This is a genomic window from Frankia sp. CcI49 (genome assembly GCF_001983215.1).
Classification (GTDB): Bacteria; Actinomycetota; Actinomycetes; order Frankiales; family Frankiaceae; genus Parafrankia; species Parafrankia irregularis.
This window is the reverse complement of sequence record NZ_MOWP01000035.1, coordinates 162,660-176,765: the sequence shown is the minus strand read 5'-3', so window position 1 is coordinate 176,765 and position 14,106 is coordinate 162,660. Positions and strand designations below refer to the sequence as shown.

Sequence of the window (14,106 nt, the reverse complement as noted above, 5' to 3'; positions counted from 1 at the left end):
CCATCTGACCTGGCATGCGTGCAAGCCGCACGCGTGCGGAGACAGTATCGGCTGGCGCCGGGACGGACGGTGTCGCCTGGTCCCGGCGCCAGCACGGTCTTACCCGCCCGCCGGCGGGGTCGGCTCCGGCGTCGGCGCGGGCGGCGGCTCCGTGGTCTCCGGCGGCTCCGGGATTGGCACCGGATCCGTCGGCGGCGGGGGGCTGGTGGTCTCCGGCGTGGTCGGATCGGTCTGTGGCGTTGTTGGGATGGGCGTAGTCGGAACGGGTGTGGTCGGTACAGGCGTCGTCGGGTCGGTACCGGGCGATGTTTCCGTCGGGTCAGGGCCGTTTCCGTCGTCAGGAACGTCACCCTCCTTGGGAAGGGCGACCTCGTCTCGGCTTACGGAATAGCCGGCCGCGTTCATCGCATGGAGCTCAATCCCGTAGGTGCCACCGGGCACACCGTTGACGACGATGGTGGTTCCGAGCGTTGGCGTCATGCCACCTTGCCCATCCGGGCCCTCGGGACTCGGGAATGTCTCGCCGTAGTAGTACTGCTCGACATACGTGTTGGACGGCAGGGTCAGATTCCAGGTGATCGTCGTTCCTACGACCGTCCGGGCAATGATGATCTTGTCGGGTACGGTGCAGCCCATGCCGGTGACCGGGTCCGAGATCAGGGTTCCGCCTGGGCCGGTGGCTGCCACCGTGACGGTGAACTGGCGGCAGTCGGTCGTGCGGAAGGAGATCCGATCGGCCTGCTGCTGCACGCTGAAGCTGCCACCGCTACCGCCGTCCGTGTAGGACCACGCGTAGGTCATCGATCCGTCCGCCACGGCGTTGCTGATGATGACACTGAAGCCGAAGCCGTCGGCGGGTTGCACCTCGAGCACCGGCTTCTCGGGAGTGCACAGGCCGACCGACTGCGGGTCGAGTTCGTGTGGGTCGAGGACCTGGGGGTTGGCGGGGGTCTCGGTGCCGTCGGCGGCGTAGGCGGAGAGGGTCAGGTTGAAGCCGTCGCAGGTCGACGGGATCACGTCGAACGTTCTGTCCGTGATCGGGGTGACTCCGACGTCCGCCCGGTCGGCGGTGAGACCGAAACGGGCGGTCGGTGCGCCGCCCGTGCCGGGGGCCGCCTCGACGCGCCAGTGGTCGCCGGCGGCGGTCACGGTCATGGTGGGGGGAGGCGGCGCCCCCGAGCCGATGATCGTGACCTGCTGGCTGGCGCGGCTGGTGTTCCCGGCCTGGTCGGTCACGGTGACCGACACGACGAAGGTTGCTCCGGGCTGGGCGGACTCGTAGGTGTGGGTGGCGCTCGCCGCCGCCCCCGAGCCGCCGGCCGCGGTGCCGTCGCCGAAGTCGAAGGCGTAGCCGGCGATCGGGGCCGTGCCGGCGGTGGAGCCGGAGGCGTCCGCGGTGATGTGCAGCGGTGCCTCGCCGCTCGCCGGTGTCACCGTCAGCCGTGCGACGAGCAGGTTCGTCGGCGGCGCGTCGATCGGTGCCGTTCCGGGTGGTGGGGAGCCGGCGTTCTCGACCGATGGTGTGCCGCGGCGGTCGACGGTGAGGCGCACGGCGGGGGTGGCCTGGCGGCCGTCCGCGAGGATGGCGTGCGCGACGACCAGGTAGTTCCCCAGCTGGGACCAGGCGTGGCTCGCCTGGCTGCCGCTGCCGGTCGTGCCGTCGCCGAAGGACCAGGTCGCGCCCGCGATCCGGGTTCCGTCCCGGGCGGCGAGGCGCAGTGTGACCGGCTGGCCGATCCGGACCCGGACCGCCGACACCTGGATCGTCACCTCGGGGTCGCTGGTTTCGGCGCCGTCCGAGGTGTTCTTCACGTCGCTGATGCGCGGGGAGGGGGCGGTGTCGGGCAGCGGTGCCGTCGCGGGTTGCGCGCCGCCGTCCGTGCTGCTGTCGCCATCGCCTGCGCCGCTGGTCGCGGAGCCGCCGGCGAGGCCGTCACCGGGCCGGTCCGGGTTGTACTTCTCGATGACCCGCACGCTGCCGTCGAGGCGGATCGCGCCGGCCCGGAAGCTGGACGGGTCGTTGAAGAAGATGAACGGGCCCTGCGTGACCAGCTCGAACCGGGTGCCGGCGGGCAGCACCTCGGGCCGGGCGACGACCCGGCGCTGGTCGACGTCGACGACGATGACATGCCCGTCGGTGAAGTCGGGGAGGAACACCCGGCCGGCGGCCTCCCGCGGCTGGCCCAGGTCGTGGCCTGCCGCCGCGAGATCCACAACGGTGTCGCAACGCCCCGTCGCAAGATTGCTGATCACCAGTGTGCCGTGCTGGCCGCTGGCCGCGTACACCACCGGACGGCTTGTGCTGCCGAGGATCACCACCGACCGGTCGGCGGCCGTCGTCTCCAGGCAGGTGCTGGCATCGGGCCCGATTTCGGCACCGCCTCCGTCGCTTCCGCCACTGCCTCCGCTGCCTCCGCCTCCGCCTCCGCTGCCTCCGCCTCCGCCTCCGCCTCCGCTGCCTCCGCCTCCGCTGGCATCGTCGCCGCTGGCGCCGCCTCCGCCGCCGGTGTCGCCGACCGCGCGGACGGTGCGGGCCGCCGGGTCGACCACGGCCGGCCGGTCGCCGGCGAGGACGAGCTGGCTGCTGGCGGTGACACCGGCGCGGGTCCGGCCCTTCCCGCCGTGCTCGTCGAGCCGCACCAGGTCACCGTTGTCGCGGTCGACCAGCCACAGCCGGCCGAAGCCGTCGGTGACCGCGCTGCCCGACCCGGCGCGCGCCGCGACCGACTGCAGCGAACGTGCCTGCAGGGTGCCCGGGTCGGCGGTCGTGACCAGGCCTGACTCCTCGTCGACGACGTAGGTCGCGGCACTGGTCGGAAACACCCGCAGCTGTCGCTGGCCCGAACCGAACCGGACCGGTTCGGAGGCTTCGAACGTCGCGCCGTCGACGCGCAGCACGCTGCCCGCCGTGCGGTTGACGACGTAGGCGTCCGGCCCCGACTGCGCGGACGTCAGATCCCCACTGCCGACGGCGACCTTGGTCACCACCTGGGACGACGCACCGTCGACGAGCGCGGCCTGGCCGGTGGCGGAGGACACCAGCCAGGCCGCGCCGTCCTCGACGGCCAGCAGCCTGCCCGGCACCCCGCCGGCCTGGCCGACGAGCACCGCCCCGCCGGCGAGCAGTGCCAGCGCGACCACCACCCGCAGCACGTTCCGGGGCCGCGGCACCTTCCGGGGCCCGCGCTTGTTCGGGGGCCGGCGCAGGTTCCTCATCGCGTCACCTCGTGTACGTCCCTCGGCCGGCCCGAGCGGGAGCGGGAGTCAGAGCGGGAGCGGGGCAGCAGCGGGCGCGGGTCGAGCGCGGCCCGCGCCCGTGCACCGTTCCCGCGCCAGCCCTGCCCGCGCCAGCCGTGCCCGGGCCGACGTCCGAGATCGTTGATGGTCAGGTCGGTCAGGTGCCAGGCCTGGCGGGCGTCGTCCTCGCCCGGCTCGGCCGCGGCGAACAGCGCCATCGTGACCAGCGGCGCCAGCGCCTCGAGATGGTGCGCCGCCGGGGCGCAGCCGGGCAGAGCCCCGGCGTGGCCGCAGACCTGCCGCGGGGTGAGCGCGGCGGTGCCGGTCAGGCCGTGTTCGGCGAGCCGGTCGCCGACCTCCCGCCAGGCGGCCTCGATCCGCGTGGTCGGGGTGCCGGTGCGCCGCCGTCGTCGCCGGCGGCGACGCTTCTCCACCGGGACCAGCGCGACCAGCAGCACCGGCACGGCGGCCACCGCGGCGGCGTAGCCGAGCCACGTCCAGCTCCGGCCGGTGCCCGTGCCGCCGCCGGCGCCCGTGCCGGCCGGGTCGAGCTGGGGGACGACGACGGGGGTCACCACATCCACGCTCTGCTCCTGCTGGCCGGTGTCGGCGCTGGTCGCGCGGTCGACCGGGGGCAGCGCGAGCCCGAGCCGGCTGACGTCGGTGGGCTCGAACGGGACCCAGCCGAGCCCGGCGAGCGCAACCTCCGGCCAGGCGTGGGCCTGTCGGGTCGTCACGTGGAACGCCCCCTGGCCGTCGCCGGACTGTTCGTCCAGCAGGTAGCCGACCGCGATCCGGGTCGGGAACCCCTGGGTGCGGGCGAGGATGGCGAAGGCGGCGGCGTGCTGCTCGGCGTAGCCACGGCGGTCCGCGTCCGACCCCGAACCCGTGCCCGTGCCCGAACCCGGCCTCTCACCCGAAGCGGCTGTTGTGCCGCTGGCTGCTGTCCTGCCCGCGTCGAGCAGGCGGGTCACGGCGCCGTACGAGTGGCCCGGCCGGGCGTCCCCGTCGTACGGGAAACGCTGCGGGTCACGCAGGTAGCGCTCCAGCGCGAGCAGCTTGTCGTAGGACGTCGCCGCCGTCCCCATCACCTCGTCGGCGAGCTGCGTCAGCTCGGGGGCCAGGCCTGGCGGCAGCGCCACCGCGCCGTCCGTCGCGGGCCCGATCGCCGCGCGGGCGAGGCGGAGGTCCTCCGCGCCGGGGGTGGCGACCTCGGCCCGCAGCTGGTAGCCGTCGCCGTCACGCGGGACGGACGTCGCCGCGACGGCACCCGACTCGGCCTGGACGGAGATCTCCCGCCCGTGCAGCGTGACCGGCACACCGACCTGCGGCAGCAGGGTGCGGTCCCAGGCCTCGATCGACACGTCCAGGCCCACCTGGGCGGTGGGGACCGTCACGGCCGGGCCGTCCTGGGGCAGGGTGCTGCCGGCGCGCAGGAAGAGCCCGGCGTCGCGCCAGGTCGCCCCGTCGAAGTCGCCGAGCGCGGCGATGCGCAGCCGGTCCACGGGCAGACGTCCGGTGCTGGTGGAAAGCCGCGCGGTGAACAGCGAGCGCGGCGGGTTCGTCCGCAGCTCGACCTGCACCTGGGCGAGCGGGTCGAGCAGCGGCGTCGCCTCGACCGGTGGGGTCCGATGCTCCCTCGGGTCGAAGCGCCCATCGCCGTCGGCGAGGGGGAGGACGGCCGCGCCGACGGTCGCGACCGTGGCGGCGGCGGCGACCAGCGGCAGCCCGAGCACCAGCACCGACGCCGACGCCGACGGGCCGGAACCCTCCTGTCTGTCCGCCTCGCCGGACTGCGACGCCCGCAGCAACACGAGCACGAGTGCGGTGCAGGTGAGGCATCCGGTGAGCGGCAGCTGGGACCGTTCACCGGCCGCGGTGACGATCAGGGTGAGAACCTCCGCGAGCATCGCGGGCAGCAGCGGGAGCAGCACCGCCTGGGTGCGCAGGGCCAGCGCGACGGCGGTGAACGTGGCCGCCCACAGCAGCAGGCTCGGGGCGAGCAGCAGCTCGCCGGTCGGGTCGGCGGGCAGCCCGACGGTGAGCAGGTCCGCCCAGCCCTCACGCAGTGCGCCGGCGAACGCCGACGGCGCGGCGCCGCCGCGGGCGCCGAACAGGGCGAGCAGCGCGAACAACAGCCAGCCGCCGGCGGCGACCGCCACGATCGCGTCGATCTTCAGGCGGTTGGATGTCGCTGCGGCCAGCACGCCCGCCAGCAGCACCGCGCCGCCGAGCGGCGCCAGGAACGCGGTGCCCGCGAAGAAACCACGGTAGGTCGCCGCCACCTGCACCATCAGCAGGACGACCACGGCGGCCTGCGTGAACCGACGGCCCAGGGGCCGGGCCTTCGCGCCCACCGCCGTGGTCGGCGCAGCGGTGGCCGCGACCGCCGGCACAGACGCGGACGTAGACGGGACGGCGGGCATCGGTAGCGGCATGGGTACCGCAGGCGGTGGACCCGGTGGTCGTCCCGCGGTCGGCGGCGCCAGCAGCGTGGCCGCGTCGGAGATGTCCGCAAGGGCGAGATCTCGTTGCCGCCCCGCGGCGCCCCCGGGCAGCGCACCGGCGCCCGGTACCTGCGTCTCGCGGCTCAACGGGCCACCCGCGTGTTCCAGGCGGCCACGAAATCCTCGCTGGTGCGCACGTTGAGCACCAGCGCTCCGCGGACCGCCGGGCCGGGCCGCCCCGGTGTCGCACCGACCTGGACGAGGGTCACCATCGCGAACCGTGGGCGGACCGCCGACACCGTGGCCGCGGCGACCGCGGCCGGCTGACCGGTCACGATCCCGAGCACGACACCGCCGTCGCGGGGAACCATCCCGGTCAGTGCGGTCAGGCCCGGGTCGTCCGCACCGGCCTCGACCCCGGCGAGCAGGTCGAGGACCGCCATCGGCGCCCCTTCGCCCCGCTGGGCGACCGCGCGCTGGCCACCGGTCGTATGCACCTCGACGGGAAAACCGTGCGTCACCGCCGCGGCGGCGAGCGAGGCGGCGATGCGCACCGCGTCCTCGAAGCGGCCGTGCACCTGTCCCTGGCCGCGGCCATCGCCGGCGCTGTGACCGTCGCCGTCACCGCGGCGGCCGTCGTTCGCGCGGCCGCCGTTCGGAGCGTCCAGGTAGGGGGCGGCGCTGGTGTCGAGCACGACCAGCATCCGCGGCTCGCGGGGCACGACGTTGTGGCGGACCATGAACTTGCCGGCCCGCGCGGTGGAACGCCAGTGGATGAGCCGCAGGTCGTCGCCGCGGACGTAGTCACGCAGCCCGTGGAAGGCCACGCCGCCCGGTGCGGCGGCTGCGGTGGTCGGTCCGTCCAGGTCAGGTGAGCCGCCGGTCGGCAGCGGCACCACCGGCAGCAGCTTCGGGTACACCCGCAGCACCGAGCGGGACGGGAACCCCCGCCGCAGATGCATCAGCCGCAACGGGTCGGCGTGCCCGAGGGTCAGCGGCCCGACCTCGAAGACGCCGCGCTGGGCCGTCGGCAGCTGGTATTCGGCCTGCTGGCAGCCACCCGGCGGCAGGCTCGCCACCGTGATCCCGACCGGCTGCCCGCCCACCGACTCGCCGACGACCATCGGTGGGGAGCGACGTCGAGCCGTGTTGGTCACGACCAGGACGCCGCGGGCCATCCCGCCCTCCGCGACCCGGTCCGGACGGATCTCGCGCTCGATCGTCACCTCGGGCCTGGCGAGCATCCAGCCGGCGGCCGCGGCCACGACCGTCGCCGCGCCCAGCCCGAGAACGACCAGCTCCGGGTAGTCGAGCAGGATCCCCGCTACGAGGAGCACCGCCGCGGCCACGATCATCGTGGCACCGGATCGCGTGATCACCGCATCGCCAGCCGCTGGTTCGGGACCGGGACCGACGCGAGCGTCTCACCGAGCAGGTCGACGGCGCGCAGGCCCGACATCTCCGCCTCGGGACGCAGCAGCACCCGGTGCGCGAGGACGGACGGTGCCAGCGCCTTGACGTCGTCCGGCGTCGCGTAGGTGCGGCCGTCGGCGGCCGCGTGCGCCTGCGCGGCGGCGGCGAGCGCCAGCGCACCACGGGTGCTCACCCCGAGGCGCACCTCGGGCCGGCGCCGGGTGGCGTCGGCGAGCGTGACGATGTACCCCAGCAGCTGCGCGGACAGGTGCACCCGCCGAGCGATCCCGATCATGCGTTCGACGTCGGCCGTGGTCAGGACGGGTGTCACCGCGGCGGCGGACTGACCGCCGCGGCGGTTCGCCAGCACCTCCACCTCGGCCGCGTGGTCGGGGTAGCCGAGCGTGAGGCGCATCATGAACCGGTCGATCTGCGCCTCGGGCAGGTCGTACGTCCCGCCGTGCTCGACCGGGTTCTGGGTGGCGACGACGACGAACGGGCGCGGTACCGCGAGCGGCTGGCCGTCCACGGTGACCTGCTGTTCCTCCATGACCTCCAGCAGGGCCGACTGCGTCTTCGGCGAGGCGCGGTTCACCTCGTCGGCCAGAATGATGTTGCCGAAGATCGGGCCCGCCTGGAACTCGAAGATCCTCTTCTCCGGGTTCCACACCTGCACGCCGGTGACGTCGGTGGGCAGCAGGTCGGGCGTGAACTGGATCCGCCGCATCGTGCCGGCGACCGAGTTCGCCACCGCCTTCGCCAGCGACGTCTTGCCCGTCCCGGGGACGTCGTCGATCAGCACGTGGCCCTCGGCCGCCATGCACACGGTGACGAGCCGAACGATCTCGGTCTTGCCCCGGATCAACGTCTCCACATTGTGGACGAGTGCCGCGCAGCGTTCCGCGAACCAGGTGGCCTCGCTCGCGTCCACCAGAGATTCCGTCATCATTCCCCCGTTCGGGGCGGCAGGCCTTCTCCTGCCGCCCAGCGTCCTCACCGGGCCTGGCCCGGGCCTGAGCCGGGCCTGGGCCGGTCCAGGCCCGGCTCAGCCGGGCCTGGGCCGGTATGCCGGTACTCCGGCCGCGGCCGGAGTCACCTGGCCAGCGCCACCACCGCGGCCACCAGCAGGCCGACCGAACCGAGCAGCACCGTCACGGCGACCGCCGCGCGGACGCCGAACCTGCGGTAGCCGACATCGGACCCGGTGTGGACCACCACCCGCGGCTCGTCCCCGACCACCTGCTGCAGCGCACCCGCGGGGCGGGGCGCAGCGGCCGGCCGCGGGAACGCCCGGGCAGTGGCAGGCACCGGCCCGGGCACGACCACAGTCACCGGCGCCGGCAACTGCGCGGGTGCTGACCCTGGCGCGGGCAACGGCTCAGTCGCGGACAGCGGCGCTGGTGCGGGCAGCGGCGCAGGCGCAGGCGCTGGCCCTGGCGCTGGCAATGGCGCAGTCGCAGACAGCGGCGCTGGCGCTGGCAACGGCAACAGCACGGCAGCCGGTGCAGCAGTCCGCGCCGGCGGCGGGATCTTGACAGTGACCGTGTCACCTGCGGCGAGGGCGCGGATGTCGTCATCCAGAGCCAGCGTCATGCCCGCGCGTTCCAGCCAGCCCGGCCCGAGCGAATCGTAGGCCGCGCGGGCCAGCGCGGCGGAGAACTCGCGGGCCGTCTGGTACCTGTCGACGGGGCGCTTGCCCAGTGCGCGGAGCACGACGGCGCCGAGTGGCGCCGGTGCGGTGTGCAGCGGCTGCGGTATCTCGTCCAGATGGCTGCGTCGCAGCCCTTCGAAGGACCGCGCGTCGGTCGGCGCCGCCCGGAACGGCGGCCGGCCAGCGAGCAGCTCGTAGAGAATGACGGCGAGCGCGTAGAGGTCGGTCGACGGCGTCAGCCGCCCGGCCAGGAACTGTTCCGGTGCCATGTACCGCGGGGTTCCGACGGCGGTCGCCGTCTGCAGCGCGGTGCCGGCGTACTCGCGGGCGATTCCGAAGTCGGCGACCTTGAGCTGCCCGCTGTTCGTGAACAGGACGTTCGCCGGCTTCACATCCCGGTGCAGCACGCCCTGCTCGTGGGCGTATCCGAGGGCCGCGGCCGTGGCGAGACCCGCCGCGCACACCTGTTCCGTGGACAGCCCGCGGGTGGCCCGCCCGCGCAGGGTGCCGCCACCGAGCAGCTCCATGACGATGAACGCGGAGCCGTTCTGCTGAATGTAGTCGTACACCTGCACCACGTGCGGATGCTCGACCCTGGCCAGGGTGAGGGCTTCCGCCTTGGCGTCACCGTCGCCATCGGCACCGTGCACGACTTTGACGGCCACCTCGCGATGGAGCCGGTTCTGGCCGGCGAAAACCACACCGAAAGCGCCGTGGCCGATCTCGTTGCCGATCTGGTAGCCGGGTAATGYGGCCATGATCAGATCACGGTTGTCGGTCACCATCTCGCCCCCCCAGGCACGGAACGCCGTGACTCTGGAGCCCGCGGCGGTGCAGCAGTCCATCATCGCAGATCGGGTGATGTCGGGTGCGTTCTGATGCGTCCTGGTGTGCCTGTTGGCATGGCGGTGATCGTGTGGCGCTGAAACGAATCGGATCATTGTGCTGTTCTCGCATTAGGGGTGGGGTGGATGGATCTGTTCATCGCTGGCGCCACCCTCGCCACCCGCCAGGCCTCGCCGTCCTCGCTGGAGTGATCTCCTTCAGGGCGGGAGCATCGTCGGCGAGCCTGCCGCCGAGCTTCCGGCTGTGACTCGTCGTCGACCGGAATCGCTCACGCGGCCCTCGGGGTCAAGTCCGTCCTTGCCGCAAAGGTGGTGTCGATCAAGGCTGCGAGGATTTTGGTTGTTTTGAAGCCTCTCGCGGAATCGTGACCTTCGGGTCGGCGTTGCCGACGGGCAGGAGGTGAGGATTTTGGCTGCTGGAACGACCGAAATCCTTACTTTTTGTGGATCGTCAAGATGGCTTTGTGCGACCTTCGTTCCTTTTGCTGTGAATTGGTGCCGCGATACCGTGGTGGCAGGGGAAGAATCCTCATCTCCTCGCCTCCGCCTTTCCTTCGGGTGTCCGTGGATGCTCCGATTTTTCGCCGGCCGGGTTGGCTGTCTTGTTGTCAGAGGGGCACCGGGCGGCGGCGCAGGTTTCTGAGCAGGTGTGCTGGCTGGCGGGTGCACCGACAATGAGGCGGCCGACCGCCGGCTCCGCGCTCGTCGCCGAATCCGTCGACGAGGCCCGAACCGGCGGGACGCGGAGAAATGCGGCGGATATGGCGGTGACCGCGGCGGCACCTGCCCGGATGCCTCGGTGGGGAGGACGGCTATGGCCCAGACCGGAGATGGCCCTGACCCAGGCCCTGACCCTGGGCCCGGTGGCGGTTCCGGCGGTGGGATGGTGCTGCTCACGCTGTGCGCCGGGCAGTTCCTGATGACTCTGGACAGCTCGGTCATGAACGTGTCGATCGCGACGGTCTCCGCGGATGTCGGCACCACGGTGAGCGGCATCCAGACCGCCATCACCTTCTACACGCTGGTCATGGCGGCATTCATGATCACAGGTGGTCGGATCGGCCGGATCTTCGGCCGCCGGCGGGTCTTCGCCGTGGGGTGCGCCATCTACGGCTGCGGGTCGCTGACGACCTCGCTCGCGGGGAACCTGCCCGTGCTCATCCTGGGCTGGTCCTTCTTCGAAGGGATCGGCGCAGCGCTGATCATGCCCGCGATCGTCGCACTGGTCGCGTCGAACTTCGCGGCGGCCGACCGGCCGCGCGCCTACGGCCTGGTCGCCTCGGCGGGCGCGATCGCGGTGGCGACCGGGCCGCTTGTGGGTGGCCTTTTCACCACCTATCTCTCCTGGCGTTGGGTGTTCGCCGGCGAGGTGCTGGTCGTGCTGGGCATCCTGTTCTTCGCCCGCCAGCTGACCGACACACCGGAGCAGGCCCCGCCGCCGAGCACGGCACGGCCAGCACCAGCCCTCTCCGAGCAGCGTGACGCGGCTGGCCGGGCTGACGCAGCTGACGGGTCTGGACGGGTCGGTGAGGCTGGCCGGGCTGGTGAGATGAACGGCCTCGACCCGGTGGGTACCGTGCTGTCCGCTCTCGGCCTGTGCCTGGCGGTGTACGGCATTCTGCGGGCGGGATCCTGGGGACTGTTCCGTCCCAAGGCCGGTGCTCCCGCCTGGCTCGGAATCTCACCGACGTTCTGGCTGCTGCTTGCCGGCCTGGTGGTGTTGCGCCTGTTCCTGTGGTGGGAGAACGCACGGATCGCGCGTGGGCGGGCATCCCTGTTCGACCCCGCGATGCTGCGCAGCCCCGTCCTGCGCGGCGGCCTGACATCCTTCTTCTTCCAGTACCTCCTGCAGGCCGGGCTTTTCTTTGTTGTGCCGTTGTTCCTGTCGGTGTCGCTGGGTCTGTCGGCGGTCGGGACCGGTGTCTGGCTGCTGCCGTTGTCCGTGACGTTGCTCGTCGCCGCGGTCGGCATCCCGAAGGCCTTTCCGCATGCCTCCCCACGCCGTACTGTCCGCGGCGGCTTTCTCTCGCTCCTCGTCGGGATCGTGATCCTGGTCGCCGCGCTCGACCTCGGCGCCGGGCCGCAGATCGTGGTCTGGCCGCTGCTGCTCGCCGGCCTGGGCATCGGCGCGCTCGCCTCCCAGCTGGRCAGCGTCACCGTTTCCTCCGTCGCGGACGAGCACAGCGCGGAGGTCGGCGGTGTGCAGAACACGGTGACGAACCTGGGTGCATCGATCGGGACCGCCGTGGCCGGAACGGTGCTCATCGCCAGCCTGACGACGTCCTTTCTCGCCGGAGTGCGGGAAAACCCGGCGGTTCCGCCGGACCTCGCCGCGCAGGCGAATGTGAAGCTGGCCCAGGGCGCTCCGTTTCTTTCCGACCGGGATCTGCGGGCAAAGCTCACCGCGGCCGGTGTGCCCGCGCCGACCGTCGACATCATCGTCGAGGAGAACGCCGATGCGCGCGTGACGGCGTTGCGGGCGTCGCTGGCGGTCCTCGTCTTCTTCGCGCTGCTCGCGACCGTTTTCACCGGCCGGATTCCGCTGCGCCAGCCCACCGGGACGTCGCCCGAAGCCCTCCCCGAACCCTTCCCCGGAGAAGCCCCGTCGCCCCGGGGCTGAGGCGCTTCCTGTCACTCGCCTCGGTCATGGTTCATGACACATGTCATGGCTGAACAGTGACGACGATGACTGGGGTGAGGCCGGCCCGGAGAGGACCCTCGACACCATGACGAGCGACCCTCCTGTGAGTGTCCGCCTGTCCGGGCTGCGCAAGATGTACGGGGCGGTCCGGGCTGTCGACGGCATCGACCTGGCCGTTGACGCCGGGGAGATCGTCGCGCTGCTCGGTCCGAACGGCGCCGGCAAGTCGACGACGATCGACATGCTGTTGGGCCTCACCCGGCCGGACGAGGGYGCGGTCACACTGTTCGGGCTCGGCCCACGCCAGGCCTGCGCCGCCGGGCGGGTCGGCGCGATGCTGCAGAACGGCGGGCTGCTGCCAGGGGTCTCCGTCGGGCGGATGCTGCGCGACGTCGCGTCGCTCTACCCGCGCGCGCTGTCGGTCGACGAGGTGCTCGACCGGGCCGGTGTCACCGACCTCGCCGGATCCCGCACCGACCGGCTTTCCGGCGGCGAGCGGCAACGGGTCCGGTTCGCCCTCGCCCTGCTGCCGGACCCGGACCTGATCGTGCTCGACGAGCCCACCGCGGCGATGGACGTCGAGAGCCGGCGCGCGTTCTGGGTGGCCATGCGGGCGTGGGCGGCTGGTGGGCGCACGGTTCTGTTCGCCACCCACTACCTGGAGGAGGCCGACGACTTCGCGGACCGCATCGTGCTGCTGCGCCGCGGCCGGGTGATCGCGGACGGGCCGACGTCCGAGGTGAAGGCACTCGTCGGTGGCCGGACGATCCGGGCCACGGTGCGCGGGCTGGACGCCTCCGCGCTCGACGAGCTGCGCGGGCTGCCCGGGGTCGCCCGGGCGGAGCGGCGCGGTGACGTGGTCAGCCTCGCCTGCCCGGACAGCGACCGGGCGCTGCGCGCGCTGCTCGCCGCCTGCCCGGACGCCTGCGACATCGAGATTGTCGGTGCCGGGTTGGAGGATGCCTTCATCGCTCTCACCAGCGACACCGCTCTCACCGGCGACACCGCTCTTACCAGCGACGCGACCCCTGCCTCTGCCCCCGCCCCCGCCTCCACTTCGGCCGCGAGGAGATAGATAAATGATCGAGAGCTGTCTTGCCGCCGGCGGTCGGGGCACCTACCTCCGGTACATCCGCTCCGAGATCATCCGGGCTATGCGCAACACCCGGCTGGTCGTGTTCAGCCTGGTCATGCCGATTCTCCTGTTCGCCGCGTTCAGCGCGAGCGACGACGGCGACACGCTCGGCGGGCTGGAGATCGCCCCGTACATCATGATCAGTATGGCCACGTTCGGCGCGATGAACGCGGTACTCGGCTCGGCCGGGCGCATCGCCGTCGAACGGTCGATCGGCTGGAACCGCCAGCTGCGGCTCACCGCCCTCACCGGCTCCCAGTACGTGTTCGGGAAGGTGGCGACCGGTTTCACCACGGCCGTGCTGCCGATCGTCGCCGTCTTCGCCTACGGCCGGGCGACCCGCGGAGTGGAACTGTCCGCGGGAACCTACCTCGGTGCCGGTGCGTCCATCCTGCTGAGCCTCCTCCCGCTGGGCGGGTTCGCCGTCTGGCTGGGTTATCTCGTGCGCCCGGAGAACCTGCAGGCCGTCGCGGGTGGGGTGTTCAGCCTGCTGGCGCTCGCCGGCGGCATCTGGGTGCCGATCGAGCAGTTCCCGGGCTGGCTCGCCGATATCGTGAAGGAGCTTCCGATGTACTGGTCGGCGCAGGCCGGCCGTGCGGTCCTGGAAGGCGGCTGGGTTGGCTGGCAGGGGCTAGGCACGCTCGCGATCTGGTCGGTCGTGCTCGCCGCCGTCGCCGGCCGCGCCTACGCCCGCGACCAGCTGCGTACCTGACGCGGGCGCGGCGGAGAGAGGCGAG

The 14,106-nt window shown here is 72.6% G+C and carries 8 protein-coding genes; 3 read left to right on the top strand and 5 right to left on the bottom strand.

Annotation, left to right across the window (positions count from 1 at the left end; translation table 11 throughout):
- Window positions 1-99: 99 nt before the first annotated feature.
- From CcI49_RS41030 to CcI49_RS31185, 5 genes are all read right to left on the bottom strand, one after another.
- Window positions 100-3,216, bottom strand: coding sequence for a PKD domain-containing protein (locus tag CcI49_RS41030; RefSeq protein ID WP_116437548.1), 3,117 nt, complete (start codon window positions 3,214-3,216; stop codon window positions 100-102).
- Complete coding sequence (locus CcI49_RS31200; protein WP_131831257.1) at window positions 3,213-5,831, bottom strand: transglutaminase-like domain-containing protein; 2,619 nt, start codon at window positions 5,829-5,831, stop codon at window positions 3,213-3,215. The genes CcI49_RS41030 and CcI49_RS31200 overlap by 4 nt, the downstream gene beginning before the upstream one ends.
- A complete protein-coding gene (locus CcI49_RS31195; protein ID WP_076832526.1) occupies window positions 5,828-7,063 on the bottom strand; it encodes a DUF58 domain-containing protein in 1,236 nt (411 codons plus the stop codon). The genes CcI49_RS31200 and CcI49_RS31195 overlap by 4 nt, the downstream gene beginning before the upstream one ends.
- Entirely contained in the window at window positions 7,060-8,046 is a 987-nt protein-coding gene (locus tag CcI49_RS31190; protein WP_076832522.1) for a MoxR family ATPase, read from the bottom strand. Before CcI49_RS31190 ends, CcI49_RS31195 begins: the two co-directional genes overlap by 4 nt.
- 143 nt (window positions 8,047-8,189) lie before the next feature.
- Window positions 8,190-9,533, bottom strand: coding sequence for a serine/threonine-protein kinase (locus tag CcI49_RS31185; RefSeq protein WP_158230844.1), 1,344 nt, complete (start codon window positions 9,531-9,533; stop codon window positions 8,190-8,192).
- Between the two features lie 943 nt (window positions 9,534-10,476).
- Here CcI49_RS31185 and CcI49_RS31180 point away from each other — a divergent pair.
- The 3 genes from CcI49_RS31180 to CcI49_RS31170 all read left to right on the top strand — a co-directional run bounded on the left by CcI49_RS31180 (window position 10,477) and on the right by CcI49_RS31170 (window position 14,081).
- Window positions 10,477-12,213: an MFS transporter gene (locus CcI49_RS31180; RefSeq protein ID WP_241840345.1), complete on the top strand. Its 1,737-nt coding sequence runs from the start codon at window positions 10,477-10,479 to the stop codon at window positions 12,211-12,213.
- A 106-nt stretch (window positions 12,214-12,319) separates the two neighbouring features.
- The gene (locus CcI49_RS31175) at window positions 12,320-13,309 is read left to right on the top strand and encodes an ABC transporter ATP-binding protein (protein ID WP_347280156.1); all 990 of its coding nucleotides are present in this window, start codon (window positions 12,320-12,322) and stop codon (window positions 13,307-13,309) included.
- A gap of 4 nt (window positions 13,310-13,313) precedes the next feature.
- Window positions 13,314-14,081, top strand: a complete 768-nt coding sequence (locus CcI49_RS31170; RefSeq protein ID WP_076832509.1) for an ABC transporter permease — start codon at window positions 13,314-13,316, stop codon at window positions 14,079-14,081.
- The last annotated feature ends 25 nt before the right edge of the window (window positions 14,082-14,106 follow it).